The organism is Ruminococcus sp., from assembly GCF_045129435.1.
Classification (GTDB): Bacteria; Bacillota; Clostridia; order Oscillospirales; family Acutalibacteraceae; genus Ruminococcoides.
Map to the genome: position 1 here is coordinate 26,743 of NZ_JBGVJL010000118.1, position 16,276 is coordinate 43,018.

Here is a 16,276-nt window from a genome sequence, read left to right on the forward strand (position 1 = left end):
TATAATAGTATGATGAATATTTATGAGGAGTTGCACTTTTAGTGCAAAATTTGTGTTATGAGAATAAGAAAGAAAAAATGGGCAGAACCGGAGCTTGCGGTTTGTGATTTTTTTGTAAAAAATCCTGAGGAGCATGCCGGCAAATGGAGCGAAGCTTTTGGAAACGGACTTCCGCTTTACCTTGAAATAGGTTGCGGTAAGGGTGGCTTTGCAGGACAGTTTGCCGTTAAAAATCCGGTCAAAAACATTATTGCGGTTGATATAAAAATTGATATGCTCGGCGTTGGCAGAAGAAACATTGTTGAGATTTTCAAGAATGAAGGCAAAACCGATGCCGACATAAAAAATCTTCTGCTTGTAAACTACAATGTTGAGCAGATTGATAAAATCATTACTAAGGACGATAAAATCAAGGGTATGTTTATTAATTTTTGCAACCCTTGGCCCCGTCCAAAGCACAACAAGAGAAGACTTACATTTCCAAGAAAGCTTGAAATGTACAAGAATTTCCTTGACGAAAACGCTGAAATTCGCTTCAAAACTGACGACGACGCACTTTTTGCCGACAGTCTTGAATATTTTGAGCAGAGCGGTTACGAAATTATTTACAAAACCTATGACCTGCACAACAGCGATGTTACAGACAATATCGAAACCGAGCATGAAAAAATGTTTTCTGCCGAGGGCATAAAAATCAAGTATTTAAGGGCTGTTGTAAAGCACGATTAAACTTTAGGAGGAACGGATATGAAAACAAAGGCTGTAATTTCTGCCATACTGTTATGCACACTTGCTTTAACCGCAAGCGGTTGTGACGGGGCAGACCTTGGTACAGACAACCTTATCCGTCCTCCGAAAACTGTCGGTGATGAGGCTGAAATTGAACAGCTTATCGCTGATACAGCCGGCAGCGGATATACGCTTAAATATCCAAAATCAGGCAATTACAGAAGTGCCATTGTTATGAAAGACCTTGACAATGACGGTACAGACGAGGCTATTGCCTTTTACCGCACCGCAAATGAAAGCAAAGCCGAGGTGCATATGCTTGTTATGTACTGTACAAAGGGCGAATGGAAGCTTTCGGAAAACTGCACCATTGAGGCAACAGATGTTGACTGCGTTGACTTTGCCGATGTAACGGGAAGCGGCACACTTGAGATTCTTTCGGGCTACACCACATATAATTCAAGCATAAACAACCTTGCCTGCCACTCATATTCAAAAGGCAAAACAAACAGGCTGACTGTTGAAAGCAGTTATTCAAGTTTTTACTCGGCTGACTTTGACGGTGACGGCACTAACGAGGTTATGCTTTTATCACTCTATACAACCGAAAACGATGCAACCGCAAATATGCTTGTATATAGTGAGGAACGCAACTGTCTTTACTCAAAAGCAAGCGTAAAAATGGACCCTAACATTACACGCTACAAAAACATTACCGTCACCCCTACCGAGGACGGTCCGAATGCACTTATTGTTGACGGTTGCTTTGCAAATGACGACACAGTTACACAGATTATTGATTTCAACACAGAGCTTTCAGTTCTGCGTAATCCGCTTTTCAAAGAAAAGGATAAAAACATTACACAGCGTTCTGCCGACATAATCTGCACAGACATAAATAACGATTCAATAATAGAAATTCCTGTTGTAAACAAATTACCGGCAACTGCTGATGAAGACAAATTGACTGTTGCAGATAAGATAAGCTGGAACATCTTCTATCCGCAAAGCGAGATTTTGAGTCACCTAACCGACCAAATCTGCGACTATGAAAATTGCTACAGCTTTACTGTTCCCGAAAACTGGGCTGACGGTACATACAGCGTAAGGCTTGACAGTGAAAAGCAATCTATGAATTTCTTTGAATGGGACGGCAGTAACCTTGGTCAAAAGCTTTTTGAAATCAGAGCCTTTAAGCTTGAGCAATGGGATATTGGCGAGGACAGCGACGCTTATACTTTAATATATAAAAACGAAAGCACAGCATATGCTTTTGCTGATGTAAACGAAGAAAGTCCACTTTCAATCAGTGAAGACGACATTAAAACCGCTTTTTCACTGATTACGGTTAAAAATATATAATTTTCTTTTGATAAAACACATTGACGGAGGTTTATTTTATGAAAAAAATTCTTGTTTGCGAGGACGAAGCTGCAATTCGTGACTTTGTGGTTATCAACCTTACAAGAGCAGGCTACGATGTAGTTGAAGCAGACTGCGGTGAGGCTGCACTTCAGAAATATGAAGAGCACAACGGTGATTTTGATGTTGCAATTCTTGATGTTATGATGCCGGGTATTGACGGCTTTCAGGTTTGTAAGGAGCTTAGAAGTCGCAACGGCGGCATCGGCATTATTATGCTTTCGGCAAAAACTCAGGAAATGGACAAGGTAACAGGCCTTATGCTCGGTGCTGACGACTATGTTTCAAAGCCATTCTCACCGAGCGAATTGCTTGCAAGAGTTGATTCACTTTACAGACGAGTTGCACTTGCACAGTCACACGCTGAAAACAACTTCAAAGAAGAGCTCAAGAGCGGTGAATTTACCCTTAACCTCAGAAACCGTGCATTAATGAAAAACGGCAAAATGATTGAGCTTACACAGGTTGAATTTCAAATTATGGAGTATTTCTTCTCAAATCCTGGCACAGCCCTTGACAGAATGGATATTTTAAACCATGTATGGGGCGATGCTTATGTGGGCGAAGACAAAATTGTTGATGTAAACATCAGACGACTCAGAATGAAGGTTGAGGACGAACCGTCTAACCCTAAGTACATCATCACAGTATGGGGACTTGGCTACAAGTGGAACGCCTGAGCTTAAAAACACCTTTAAGGAGGGCGACAGCTTATGTTTAAGGGTATTACCAAACGCTGGATGCTCAACACACTCAGCGTTATATTTACAATAATAGTTTTAATCGTTGTCAGCCTTATATTTGTTATTACATATGTTTACCAGAGCAGCGTTGAACAAACGCTTTCTTCGGCAGGCAATGAATTGTCACTTGTATTTTCTGATTACCAAAGCGACAGCACCACAAGCTTTAACTCCTCTGCCCGTGAATATGTGGAAAATTTTGACCGCAAGGAGCAGATGGAGGTTATAGTAATCAACAGCTCAGGCAGAGTTATAATGACCTCAACAGGCTTTACTCCCTCTGACAAAACAGATATGCCCGACTTTCAGGACGCACAGACTAACGGCACAGGATATGCCGTATGGAACGGCAAGCTTTTATCGGGCGAAAGAGCAATGAGCGAAACCCGCATAATCAGCAATTCAAACGGTGTTATGCTTGGTGCGGTAAGATACATTGTATCTATGGAGCCTGTTCACTCAAGAATTTTGTTTATCTCAATTCTTTGCGTTGCCGGCGGTCTTGCCATTATGGCACTTGTATTTCTTTCGGGACTTATGTTTATCCGTTCTATTGTTAAGCCGATAGGCGAGCTTTCACACATAGCGGGTCAGATTGCACAGGGTGATTTTTCGGCATCTGAGAAAATTGAACATAAATATGATGATGAAATCGGCGACCTCTGCGATGCTATTTCGGATATGGCAAAGGACTTGCAGACTACCGAACAGACTAAAAACGACTTTATCTCAAGAGTATCTCACGAACTGAGAACTCCGCTTACCGCAATCAAGGGTTGGGCGGAAACCATGCAGTTAAATGAGAAAGGCAAGCTTGACAGACGCACCTTTGACAAAGGTATGGGCGTTATTATAAAGGAAAGTGCAAGACTTACAAGCATTGTTGAGGAATTACTTGATTTCAGCCGTATTCAGAGCGGCAGAATGGTGCTTACTAAAGAAAAGCTTGACATTCTCGCTGAATTTGACGAAACCATTTATATGCTCAAAGACAGAGCGGTAAGCGAGGGCAAGCATCTGCTTTATGATGAGCCTATGGACGCTATGTATCCGCCTATTTACGGCGACAGCAACCGACTAAAGCAGGTTTTCTTAAATGTAATTGACAATGCACTCAAATACACCCCAAAGGGCGGTGTGGTTGCGGCACAGGTTATTTACAACAAAGACGAGCCTGATATTATAAAAATCATTGTTACCGACACAGGCTGCGGTATTCCTGCCGAGGATTTGCCAAAGGTAAAGGAAAAATTCTACAAGGCAAATCAGACAGTACGAGGCTCGGGTATCGGTCTTGCGGTTGCAGATGAAATTATGAATTTGCACCATGGTTCACTCAATATTGAGAGTGGCGAGGGTGTTGGCACAACAGTTACACTTACCTTCCCTATTTATAAAGAGGGTGACGAAGAACAGCCACAAACAGAAAATGTAAAGCTATAATGAAAGGATTATGCGATGAGCAAAGTCAGTACAAAAAAAATTACTTCTATTGGCGGTAGTGCTCTTATTGAGGGCATTATGATGCGTGGTCCTAAGCGTACTACAGTATGCGTAAGAACAGGCGAAAACGAAATTTACAGTGAAGACATCAAAATGACTACCATTCCCGAAAAGTGCAAGCTTTTTAAGCTTCCGCTTCTTAGAGGAATTGCCGGACTCATTGATTCTATGCGACTTTCCTATAAATCCCTTATGCTTTCAGCCGACAAGGCAGTTGAAGCCGGCGAGGTTGAAGAAGAAGAACCGACAAAGTTTGAAAAATGGCTTGATGAAAAATTCGGCGACAAGCTTGTAAAAATAGTAATGGTAATCGCCTCGGTCTTAGGTGTGGCACTTGCTGTTGCTTTATTCTTCTTTTTACCGTCATTTTTATTTGACCTTACCGCAAAGGCTGTACCTGTCTTTCAGGGCAGTGGTGAGGGTGCAGTATTCTGGAAATCAGTATTTGAAGGCGTGTTAAAAATAGTTCTCTTCCTCGGTTATATTGTTTTATGCTCACAAATGACCGAAATGAAAAGAGTATTTATGTACCACGGTGCAGAGCACAAGACAATTTTCTGCTATGAAAACGAAGAAGAGCTTACTGTTGAAAATGTAAGAAAACAGATTCGTTTCCATCCGAGATGTGGCACAAGCTTTATGGTGCTTATGCTTATTGTTGGCATTGTAATCGGTCTTTTCATTCCTGTTGCTCCATTCGGCATCGGATTTTTAAGACCTGTATTTAAAATTCTTCTCCTCCCTGTTTCCTGCGGTGTTGGCTATGAGCTTATTAAAATCTGCGGTAAGCACGATAATGCTTTCACAAGATTTATTGCCGCTCCGGGACTTTGGGCACAGAGAATTACCACAAAAGAGCCTGATGACAAGATGATTGAGGTTGCCATTGAGGCTATGAAGGCTGTTATTCCTGATGACGGCACAGATATTTTAAACAACAAATAATTACATTAAAGAGGCTTTATTATGACTGTCAGCGAGGCTTACAGAAAAACTAAAGACAATTTAACAAAGGCAGGATTTGAAGCTCCTGCCTTTGAAGCGTTGTGTCTTATTGAAAAGGTTTTCGGATTTAACCGCCTTTTGCTCATTACTAAGGGTGAGGAAACCATTGCAAGTGAAAAAAAGCTTACTGCTCTTACTGAGCTGACAGAAAAGCGTCTTAAACACGAACCGCTCCAGTATCTTCTTGGCAAATGGAGCTTTATGGGTATTGATTTGCTCGTTGGAGAGGGCGTACTTATTCCTCGTGACGATACTGAGGTAGTCACCTCCCTTTGCATTGACTTTTTATCCGGCAAAGAAAATACTGCGGTTGCCGACCTTTGTGCCGGCAGTGGTGCAATTTCACTTGCTCTTGAAAAGTATGCAGGCTGTAAGGTAACAGCAGTTGAGCTGAGTGAAAAAGCATTTTCATACCTTACACAAAACATTGAACTTAACAATTCTGCGGTAAACGCCCTGAACGGTGATATTTTTGAATGTCACACAAGCGTTGCAGACAACAGCCTTGACCTGATTGTTTCAAACCCACCATACATTAAAAGCGGTGACCTTGCCGGCTTGCAGGAGGAAGTACACCATGAGCCACAAATGGCACTTGACGGTGGCGAAAGCGGTCTGGACTTTTACCGAAGAATTGTTCCGCTCTGGAAAACCAAACTAAAGCCCGGCGGTGCAATCGCCTTTGAACTTGGTGAGGGGCAATATGACGAGGTCAGCCGAATTCTTGCCGACAACGGCTTTGGCGGAATAACCGAAAGTATCGACTTTGGCGGTGTGCAAAGGGCAATAATTGGGACTTTGCTTCAAAAATAGAAAATTAGTTCGATTTTTTAGTGTTGTTCGTATTGCATTTTTTATGCTGATATTTTATAATAATTAAGTAAATAACAAATTTCAAATAAACCTGCAAATTACAGGAGGTAATTTAATAATGGCTGTAGATAAGGAAAAAGCGTTACAAACCGCACTTACTCAGATAGAAAAACAGTTCGGCAAGGGTGCAGTAATGCGTCTTGGCGAAAACAAACATATGAATGTTGACCACATTTCAACAGGCTCTCTCACACTCGACATTGCACTTGGCATTGGAGGTCTTCCAAGAGGCAGAATTGTTGAAATTTACGGACCTGAGTCATCAGGTAAAACCACACTTTCCCTGCATTGTATTGCAGAGGGACAGAAAAATAACGGCAATGTTGCCTTCATTGATGTTGAGCATGCACTTGATCCAACCTATGCCGCTGCACTCGGAGTAGATGTTGACTCTCTGCTCGTTTCTCAGCCTGACACAGGTGAAGACGCACTCGAAATTGCCGAGGCACTTATCCGAAGCGGTGCTATTGATGTAATTGTAATCGACTCTGTAGCCGCCCTTGTTCCTAAGGCTGAAATTGAGGGCGAAATGGGCGACAGCCATGTTGGTCTGCATGCAAGACTTATGTCACAGGCATTAAGAAAGCTTGCAGGTGCTATCAACAAGAGCAACTGCGTAGCTATCTTCATTAACCAGCTTCGTGAAAAGGTTGGCGTTGTTTACGGTAACCCTGAGGTTACCACAGGCGGCAGAGCATTAAAGTTCTACAGCTCTGTAAGAATTGATATTCGTAAACAGGAAATTTTGAAATCAAACGGCGAAATGATCGGTGCTCACACAAAAGCAAAGGTTGTTAAAAACAAGCTTGCACCACCTTTCAGAGAGGCTGAGTTTGACATTATGTACGGCAAGGGCATTTCAAGAACAGGCGAATTGCTCGACCTTGCAGTAAAAGCAGATGTTGTACAGAAAGCCGGTGCATGGTTCAGCTATGACGGCAAGCGTCTTGGACAGGGCAGAGATAATGTAAAGGAGCTTCTTGAAAACGATAAGGAGCTTGCTAAGGAAATTGAAGATAAGCTTATGGCAAATATGGATAAGGTAATTGCTGCAAGTGCTCCTGCAAAAAAGGGTGCAAAAGCTAAAATTACAGAGGTTGCCAACGCTAAAAAGCCTGTTGACGCTCCTGCTGAAAATGCAGGCAACGCTAACATTGATGTTTTGGTTGACGAATAATGAAAATTACAGAAATAAGACCACGCAGAAAAAGGCTGAGTGCTGTATATATTGACGGCGAATTTGCTCTTACTCTTGACACTCAAACGCTGATTGACAATCGTTTTGATGTGGGCAAAGAGATTGATGATGACGATTTGCACGAGATAATCAAACTCAGCAATGAAAGGCGAGCAAAAGAAAAAGCTCTTTGGCTTCTCTCATACAGGGAACATTCAAAAAAAGAGCTTGAAGACAAAATCCGCCGTACCTCCGACGAAGAGGCCGCACAAAAGGCTGTTGACAGAATGGAGGAGCTTGGTCTTGTAAATGATGAACGCTATGCAAGGCATTATGCTGAAAAGTTACTTAACACAAAGCATATGTCGAAGCGTGGCATTGCCTTTGAGCTTACACGAAAAGGCATAGATAAAGAAACCGCCGAACAGCTCTGTGAGGAGCTTGAGGTTGATACTCACGAGCAGATAAGGGCGGTTATTGAGAAAAAATACAGAAATTTATCCGATGAAAAGGTAAAGCGTAGAGCAGTTGCCGCATTGCAAAGGCTCGGTTACCGCTGGGACGATATAAAAAGCGTTCTTTCGGAATATAATGAGGATGAAACAGATGAGTTCTAAGGTTGGTATAGTATCACTCGGTTGCCCTAAAAATCAGGTTGACGCTGAAATGCTGCTTTTTACACTTAAAAGCAAGGGCTTTGATTTAGTAAATGATCCCGCAGATGCAGATGCGGTTATTGTAAACACCTGTGGCTTTATTGAGTCGGCAAAGCAGGAAAGCATTAATGAAATTATTGAGCTTGGCAAGCTCAAGCAAGAAGGCAAGATTAAAGCCATTATAGTTACAGGCTGTCTTGCCGAGCGTTATAAAAACGAGATCACTCGTCAGCTTTACGAGGTTGACGCCGCACTTGGCATTGGAGCTAACTCTCAAATTGCCGATGTTGTGGCAGAATTGCTTGCCGATAATGAAAATCACGAAGAAAAGATTGAGGAGTTCCCTGACAAACAGCTTTTGTGCCTTGAGGGCAGAAGAATCCAGTCCACTCCCCCATACACCGCATATCTGAAAATTGCCGAGGGCTGCGACAATCGCTGTACCTACTGTGCTATTCCTATGATCAGAGGTCGCTTCAGAAGCCGTCAGCCTGACGCAGTAGTTGCCGAGGCAGAACAGCTTGCAAAAGACGGCGTAAAGGAGCTTATCGTAATTGCTCAGGACACCACTCGCTATGGTGAGGATCTCTTTGGTGAGCCACACCTTGCAAAGCTTTTAAAAAGGCTCTGTAAAATTGACGGCTTAAAGTGGATAAGAGTGCTTTACTGCTATCCTGACAGACTTACAGATGAGCTTATCGATACCTTTGCCGAGGAAGAAAAGCTTGTAAATTACATAGATTTGCCATTACAGCATTGCAACGGCGATATTTTAAAGAGAATGAACAGACACGGCAATCGTGAGAGCCTTACAGCCTTGCTTAACAAGCTTAGAGCAAAAGTGCCTGATATGATTCTTCGTTCAACCTTTATTACAGGCTTCCCGGGTGAAACCGATGAGCAGTTTGAAGAGCTTGCTGAGTTTGCGGCTGAGATTAAGTTCCAACGACTCGGTTGTTTTGCATATTCAGCAGAGGAAGGCACACCTGCTGCTACCTTTGCAGATCAGATTGATGACGAAATCAAACAGCACAGAGCTGATATTATTATGGAGCATCAGCAAAGCGTTATGGCTGAATACTGCGAAAGCCTTATTGACAGGGAAATTGAAGTTCTTGTTGAGGGTTATGACAGAATTGCAGAATGCTTCTACGGCAGAACCTACGCTGACGCACCGGAAATTGACGGTTGTGTATTCTTTACAACAAGCGGCACAAAGCCACATCCGGGCAGCTTTGTTAAGGTAAAAATTACAGATTACACAGACTGCGACCCGATTGGCGAACTGGTAGAATAAATTTATTTACAGATAACAGACACCGGCATATAATATAATGGTGTCATAAGGAGATCAGAGGGAAAACTATGAATTTACCAAACAAACTTACTTTAAGCAGAATAATCCTTGTGCCATTCTTTGTGGCTGCCTTGCTGATAGATTTTCCTTTTCACACAGCCGTTGCCTTAATAATTTTTGTTGTGGCAACTTTAACAGATATGTTTGACGGAAAAATTGCAAGGAGCAGAGGACTTGTGACCGACTTTGGTAAGTTTGCAGACCCTCTTGCAGATAAAATTCTTGTGCTGAGTGCGTTGTTGTGCTTTGTTCAGACAGGTTGGTGCGATTGCGTGGCGGTAATAATCGTGCTTTTCAGAGAATTTTCTGTTACCTCAATCCGCCTTGTTGCCGCCTCTAAGGGCAAAGTAGTTGCGGCAAATATTTTTGGCAAAATAAAAACCGTAACCCAGCTTATAGCTATTATAGCCGTACTTTTAATGCAGTTTTTGCTTGAAATATTCACTATGGCACCTGTTTTTGGTGCAGAAACCGTTATGCTTTTGGAAAGCGTATTTACAGTTATTTCTCTTTGCCTTATTTGGATTTCCACAATTATGGCACTTATTTCAGGCGTAATCTATATTAAACAGAACTGGCAGTATATATCAGAAATGTAAAAAATCAACACCGCATCGGATGTGATAATTTGTTTAAAACATTAAAGGCAGACCTTGATGCAGTTATGGAGCGTGACCCTGCCGCAAGAAACCGAGCCGAGGTATTTTTTCTGTACTCAGGCTTTAAGGCGGTACGCTCACACCGCAAGGCTAACTGGTTTTTAAGGCATAATATGAAGTTTATTGCCCGCTGGATTTCACAACGCAGCAGGCATAAAACAGGAATAGAAATTCACCCGGGTGCTACCATTGGCAAGGGCTTGTTCATTGACCATGGTATGGGTGTTGTCATTGGTGAAACCACAATCATCGGCGACAACTGCACAATTTATCAGAATGTAACACTTGGCGGTACGGGTAAGGATACCGGCAAGCGACATCCAACACTTGGCAACAATGTGCTTGTCGGCTCAGGTGCAAAGGTGCTTGGCCCGTTTAAGGTCGGCGATAACGCAAGAATTGCCGCAGGTGCGGTAGTTTTAAGCGAGATACCGCCAAACGCCACTGCGGTGGGCGTTCCTGCCCGAGTGGTAAAAATCAACGGTATTCGCAGCGAAACTCTCGACCAGATTCATGTTTCAGACCCTGTTGCACTTGCACTTTGCAGTCTGGAGCAGAAAATTACCGAGCTAAAAAAAGAAGTTGACGCTCTAAAATCAGAAAAGGAAAGCAAAAAGTAAAGGAGCAGTAAAATGATTTTATACAATTCATTGGGACAAACAAAACAGGAATTTATTCCACACACAGAAGGCAAGGTTAATATGTACACCTGCGGTCCTACTGTTTACCACTTTGCCCATATCGGCAACCTGAGAACCTATATTATGGAAGATGTACTCGAAAAGTATCTTCGCTTTTCAGGCTATGATGTAAAGCGTGTTATGAATATTACCGATGTAGGTCACCTCTCAAGTGACGCTGACACAGGCGAAGATAAAATGCTTGCCGGTGCAAAGCGTGAGCATAAGTCCGTAATGGAAATTGCTAAATTCTATACAGACGCATTTTTCAATGACTGCAAAAAGCTCAACATCAAAATGCCTGATGTTGTAGAGCCTGCAACAAATTGCATTGACGAGTTTATTCATATGGTTTCTGTTTTGCTCGAAAAAGGTTATGCCTACATTGCAGGCGGAAATGTTTACTTTGACACCTCAAAGCTTGATAATTACTATGTTTTCGGCAATATGAACGAAGATGACCTTGCTGTCGGTGTGCGTGACAGCGTAGAAGAGGACAGCAACAAACGCAACAAGGCTGACTTTGTGCTCTGGTTTACTAAGTCAAAATTTGACTCACAGGAGCTTAAATGGGAAAGCCCATGGGGTGTTGGCTATCCGGGCTGGCACATTGAATGTTCTGCAATCAGCTGCAAGCACAACGGCGAATACCTCGACATTCATTGCGGCGGCATTGACAACGCATTCCCACATCATACCAATGAAATTGCACAGAGCGAGGCCTATCTCGGTCACAAGTGGTGCAAATACTGGTTCCATGTACTTCATCTTAATGATGCAAGAGGTAAAATGAGTAAGTCTAAAGGCGACTTTCTCACCGTATCCTTGCTTGAAAGCAAGGGCTACAACCCACTTGTTTACCGTTTATTCTGCTTACAGAGTCATTATCGCAAACCTCTCACCTTCTCTTATGACAGCCTTGACAATGCGGCCATTGCATATGATAAGCTTATCAAGAGAATTTCTGCTCTCAAGCCTGAGGGTGAGCCTGATATGGAGGCTGCTAAGCCTTATCTCAAGGAATTTAACGATGCACTTGGCAATGACCTCAACACTTCACTCGGTCTTACTGCCGTTTACAGCGTATTAAAGGGTGATATCAGCGACGCAACTAAACTGTACCTCATCGGTGAGTTTGACAAGGTGCTTTCACTTGACCTTACAAAGGCACAGGAAAGCAAGGGCGACAACTCAGCAAATGAGGAGGTTGAAGCACTTATTGCACAGCGTACAGAGGCTCGTAAAAACAAAGATTGGGCAACTGCCGATGCTATCCGTGACAAACTTAAAGAAATGAAGGTTGTTGTTGAGGATACAAAAGACGGCATTAAGTGGCATTTTGAAAACTAATTTTAAAAATCTTATAATAAAATAATTATCCCCTTCATATACTTTGACAGAAGCAAAGTGATATGGAGGGGATTTTATGCGTCTGTATATAATAACAAAACGCACCTTGTTTTCAATAGGATTTTGTCTGCTGATTGGTGTAATAGCCGGCGGAATTGCACTTACCTCTACTGTACAGGCAATTCAGACTGCAAGCACACAGCGAGAAATCCCCATTTACTGCGTTGAAACCGATAAAAAGCAGGTAGCTTTATCGTTTGATGCGGCTTGGGGAAACGAACAAACAGAGCATTTGCTCGACATTCTTGATAAATACAATGTAAAAACCACCTTTTTTCTTGTGGGCGACTGGGTGGAAAAATATCCCGAATCTGTAAAAGAAATTGCTAAGCGTGGGCACGATGTGGGCAATCACAGCAGCACTCACCCGCATATGACGCAGATGTCAGTTGACGATATGAACACGCAGATTCAGTCCTGCAACGAAAAAATTAAGGCATTAACCGGCAACTGCACTACCCTGTTTCGTGCTCCGTACGGTGATTATAACAATGATGTTGTAAAAACGGTTAAGGCAAATAATATGTACTGCGTTCAATGGGATGTTGATAGCCTTGACTGGAAAGACCCAACACCAAATCAGATTACTTTGAATATTACTAAAAAAATTAAAGACGGAAGTATTATTCTGATGCACAACGGTGCAACCAACACTCCCGAAGCCTTGCCAATGGTAATCGAAGCAATCAAGGCACAGGGCTATGAAATTGTACCTATCAGCCAAATTTTATTAAAGGGCGACTATACTACCGATGTACAGGGCAAAATGCTGCCTGCTCAGTCAAGCACAACTACATCATAACATAAAAGCCTCCGTTTTGGTACGGAGGTTTTTATTACGAGAAGATAGTTTGAAAAATAATAATGTTTATATTCCCGACAACGGTCGGAATTTAAAGACTTTAAATTTTGCTTATGCTTTTACTCGAACATAAAATTTAGGTCGAGCCTTTTTAAAGGCTCGTGGGTTTGGGCAAAGCCCAAGAAAAGTTGTCTTTATATCAATCTATCGGGCACAAACAGCGTTGCTGTTTGTGTGCTAAAGCAAAGTTTGTAAAAACAGGCGTCAGCCTTTAAAAAAGAAATAATTTATTAATTAAGAATGAAGAATTTTTGTGTTGCTGTCGCAATTATAAGGCTTTCACCATTATGTTTGGCTATCAAAATTTTGCGTTATCTAAAGTTTTGTGGGCTTTGCCCACAACCACAACCTTTGAAAAAGGTTGACCAAACTTTTTTGTCTTTTAGCAAAGCAAATCCAATTATCGGTAAAACCGTCAGGACGCAACAAAAGCCCCCGCAATAGCGGAGGCTTTCGCTAAAACTTATCCTACTGCATTATCAGAAAGTAAAAACTGATAAGCTGTAATATCGTTTACATCAACTATACCGTCATCTGTGTAGTCAAAGCGTGTATCATAATCATCCGGCTTATCTTCTGAACCTGCAACAACAGTCTGGAAGTAAGTTGCATCATTTACATCAACCTTTCCGTCATAGTTAAGGTCGTTTTTATCTGAATTTGCTCTTCTCCAAATCTGTGTTCCGTAGAATGGGTTAGCTGTACCTATTACAAAGTAATCTGAAGTCTTTGCAAAAATACGGAGTCCATGGTTGTATCTGTCACCAAAACCGTTATTTGTAATTGTGTTAATTGTAACAGAGCCGTCTGACTTCTGGTCAATTTCATAAAGGTCAAAGCCTGCTTTTGAAGTTGCCATATAAGGAATACATCTTAAAAGAGCCTTAATGTTATCAGAAGTAGCATAGCTCATAATCATATCATAAAGATTTTTAACACTGTCAGGAAGATTTTCTTTAATCAACTCAAGAATCTTATCATAAATCTCACTAAAGCCTGAGAAATCGTTTGTATCATAAAGCATTGTAAGCTGATCAAGATAACCGTTAATCTCGTTAAGCTTATTCTTAGTTGCTGTTGAGAGGTTTGCATTTGCAAATTCACCATTAAGAATAGCCTCTCTCAAAGCTTTTCTCTGCTCGCTTGTAATAGTAACCTTTGGAATATCCTGTGACTTTGCGAGTGAATATGTGCTTGTGCTTGTAGAAGTGATAGACGCTGATGCAATAGCGTTATCAATAAGCTTGTCAGCAACTGCTGATTTGTTGCTTGCAGAAGTTGTACTTGCATTGCCCTTTAAAAGCTCAACAAAAACCTTAATATAATTAATCTGTCTTTCCCACTCTTCATCGCTCATATTTACAAGGTCACCGTTTGTAAACTGTGCAATAGGCTCAAGAAGTGTGGTAGTATCCATTGTGCTGACATAAAGCTTACCCTCGTAAACTGTAGTCTGCCATGTGTACTGGCTCATATGAGTTTCGTAGCCTGAACCCATACCTGAGATACCGCCCTCCGGGAACTGCTCTGTAGGGTCACCTACTACCATTTCAATGTTTTCATCTTTATCCATACGATAAAGGTTTACTGACTGCTCAAGGTTTGTAGCCTGAGTTGTAAAATCTTTTTTGAGAACAAAACCCTGAAGTGCACTTGAAACATCGTTGTAGTCACCGATGTAAAGGTAATCCTTATAAACCTCAAGTGTACAAGCACCACAGCTTACACGGTCTTTGTCGATACCAAACGGATACTTTGCACCGTCTTTTTCGTCACCAACAAGAACAGTCCATGTCCAAGCGTCCTTATCTGTTACCTCACCGTTGCACTCACCACGAACAATAGCAAATGTCTGGAGTGTGCCTGTTGTAGGGTCTTTGCTTGCCTCTGTACCTGTGCAGATTACCACATAAAGCTTGCCGTTGAACTCGATAACCTGATAGATACCGCCACCGCCGTTTACATCCTGACGATGATAAGCAGGGTAATTGTACAAATCGTCCATTGTAGCGATTACCTTAAATGAATCCTGTCCTTTTGAAGGGTCATCAGATGCACTGAGGAATACACCGTCTGTATCAAGGCAACCTGCAATTACAGAATCCTTGTATGTACAAATAGCTCTTGTTGAAGTAAATACATTATCAGCAACAAGCTCTCTGAAGCCGTCAACATCTACGCAATCATAAACACAGGTGAGTTTATCATTATTTTCCGGGTCAACCTCATAAATACATGGGAAGCCGTTCTGTCTTGCAATAGCTGTTGCAATTTCCTGCTGTGTAAGCTTTGTAATATCTACAACCATACCGACAAAGTAAAGCTTGCCGTCCTTTTCAAGAGCACTTCTGAATGTAGGAATCTTACCGTTAGTATCTCTTGACATCAAAATCTTTGTTTCGCCTGTCTTAACATTAAACTTAAATAAGATACCGCCTGCATATTTGCCATCAGGCTCACCTGTGTAGAGGTTACCGTTATACATAACATCCATCATAGCCTTAGCCTGCTCAGGTGACATTCCGCTCATACCATAACTCAAGATACTTGAAACACCAAGACCGCCGTACATAGTATTGATATATACCCAGTCGCCATAAACAGCAGATGCATAGCTGTATGACTGACCTCTGTCGCCATTGCCTGCACTCTCACCGTTTACAAATGGAGTAATACTGCCGTTACCAACATAATCAACAACGCCGTCTGCTGATTCAAGAGGAGAATCAGGATGTGAAATTTTTTCAAATGTATACTTTCCATTTGAATATGTAATCGGATATTCTGTTTCTGCTGCAAGAGCTGTTGCACCTGCACCAAGGCAAAGAACTGCACTAAGCGAAAGTGCTAATGCTTTCTTGCCTAATTTTGACATAAACTTTGCTTTTTTCATACATTCTTTCCTTTCTGAAATTCAATTTAAACTTTTGCAAAATGCAAAAATTTGCCTATAAATTTTAACAATGTGATTTTATCATTATTGCCAAATAAAGTCAAGCAACTTTTTTGCAACATTGCCAAAAATTCGTTTAAAATGTAGGAATAAATACAATTTTTATATTCCTATATTATACATAAATATGTATTTATAATTTTATAAGTACAACAAAAATGTATAAAAATTACGATTTGTTTATATTTATAAAATCTGCAATATATGCAATATTGCAAAACAAAAAAGCTTCGGAACTTTTTGCTCC

General features: G+C 41.5%; 14 protein-coding genes. 13 read left to right on the forward strand and 1 reads right to left on the reverse strand.

Translation table 11 applies throughout. The annotated features are described in order from the left end of the window. The first annotated feature begins 57 nt into the window (after positions 1-57). The 13 genes from trmB to ACJMMI_RS06000 all read left to right on the forward strand — a co-directional run bounded on the left by trmB (position 58) and on the right by ACJMMI_RS06000 (position 13,016). Positions 58-729 (forward strand): tRNA (guanosine(46)-N7)-methyltransferase TrmB, encoded by a 672-nt coding sequence (trmB, locus tag ACJMMI_RS05940; RefSeq protein ID WP_405354287.1) that lies wholly within the window; start codon positions 58-60, stop codon positions 727-729. Positions 730-747: 18 nt separating this feature from the next. Then, on the forward strand, positions 748-2,091 hold the full coding sequence (locus ACJMMI_RS05945; RefSeq protein WP_405354288.1) for a hypothetical protein: 1,344 nt from the start codon (positions 748-750) through the stop codon (positions 2,089-2,091). Between the two features lie 38 nt (positions 2,092-2,129). After that, positions 2,130-2,831 carry a response regulator transcription factor gene (locus ACJMMI_RS05950; protein WP_022235019.1) on the forward strand — a complete coding sequence of 234 codons (702 nt, stop codon included), beginning with the start codon at positions 2,130-2,132 and terminating at the stop codon, positions 2,829-2,831. 33 nt (positions 2,832-2,864) lie between these two features. After that, a complete protein-coding gene (locus ACJMMI_RS05955; RefSeq protein ID WP_405354289.1) occupies positions 2,865-4,337 on the forward strand; it encodes an ATP-binding protein in 1,473 nt (490 codons plus the stop codon). A 15-nt stretch (positions 4,338-4,352) separates the two neighbouring features. Further along, a complete protein-coding gene (locus ACJMMI_RS05960; protein ID WP_405354290.1) occupies positions 4,353-5,342 on the forward strand; it encodes a DUF1385 domain-containing protein in 990 nt (329 codons plus the stop codon). 21 nt (positions 5,343-5,363) lie between these two features. Further along, positions 5,364-6,215: a peptide chain release factor N(5)-glutamine methyltransferase gene (prmC, locus tag ACJMMI_RS05965; protein ID WP_405354291.1), complete on the forward strand. Its 852-nt coding sequence runs from the start codon at positions 5,364-5,366 to the stop codon at positions 6,213-6,215. Positions 6,216-6,333: 118 nt separating this feature from the next. Next, positions 6,334-7,452 (forward strand): recombinase RecA, encoded by a 1,119-nt coding sequence (recA, locus tag ACJMMI_RS05970; protein ID WP_405354292.1) that lies wholly within the window; start codon positions 6,334-6,336, stop codon positions 7,450-7,452. Beyond that, complete coding sequence (locus ACJMMI_RS05975; RefSeq protein ID WP_405354293.1) at positions 7,452-8,069, forward strand: regulatory protein RecX; 618 nt, start codon at positions 7,452-7,454, stop codon at positions 8,067-8,069. Before recA ends, ACJMMI_RS05975 begins: the two co-directional genes overlap by 1 nt. Next, on the forward strand, positions 8,059-9,405 hold the full coding sequence (rimO, locus tag ACJMMI_RS05980; protein ID WP_405354294.1) for a 30S ribosomal protein S12 methylthiotransferase RimO: 1,347 nt from the start codon (positions 8,059-8,061) through the stop codon (positions 9,403-9,405). Before ACJMMI_RS05975 ends, rimO begins: the two co-directional genes overlap by 11 nt. A gap of 68 nt (positions 9,406-9,473) precedes the next feature. Further along, a complete protein-coding gene (pgsA, locus tag ACJMMI_RS05985; protein ID WP_405354295.1) occupies positions 9,474-10,064 on the forward strand; it encodes a CDP-diacylglycerol--glycerol-3-phosphate 3-phosphatidyltransferase in 591 nt (196 codons plus the stop codon). A gap of 29 nt (positions 10,065-10,093) precedes the next feature. Next, positions 10,094-10,744, forward strand: coding sequence for a serine O-acetyltransferase EpsC (gene epsC, locus ACJMMI_RS05990; RefSeq protein ID WP_405354296.1), 651 nt, complete (start codon positions 10,094-10,096; stop codon positions 10,742-10,744). Between the two features lie 12 nt (positions 10,745-10,756). Next, entirely contained in the window at positions 10,757-12,154 is a 1,398-nt protein-coding gene (gene cysS / locus ACJMMI_RS05995; RefSeq protein WP_405354297.1) for a cysteine--tRNA ligase, read from the forward strand. Between the two features lie 76 nt (positions 12,155-12,230). Beyond that, positions 12,231-13,016, forward strand: a complete 786-nt coding sequence (locus ACJMMI_RS06000; protein ID WP_405354298.1) for a polysaccharide deacetylase family protein — start codon at positions 12,231-12,233, stop codon at positions 13,014-13,016. Positions 13,017-13,539: 523 nt separating this feature from the next. Here ACJMMI_RS06000 and ACJMMI_RS06005 read toward each other — a convergent pair. Beyond that, positions 13,540-15,969 carry a hypothetical protein gene (locus tag ACJMMI_RS06005; RefSeq protein ID WP_405354299.1) on the reverse strand — a complete coding sequence of 810 codons (2,430 nt, stop codon included), beginning with the start codon at positions 15,967-15,969 and terminating at the stop codon, positions 13,540-13,542. Positions 15,970-16,276 lie beyond the last annotated feature (307 nt).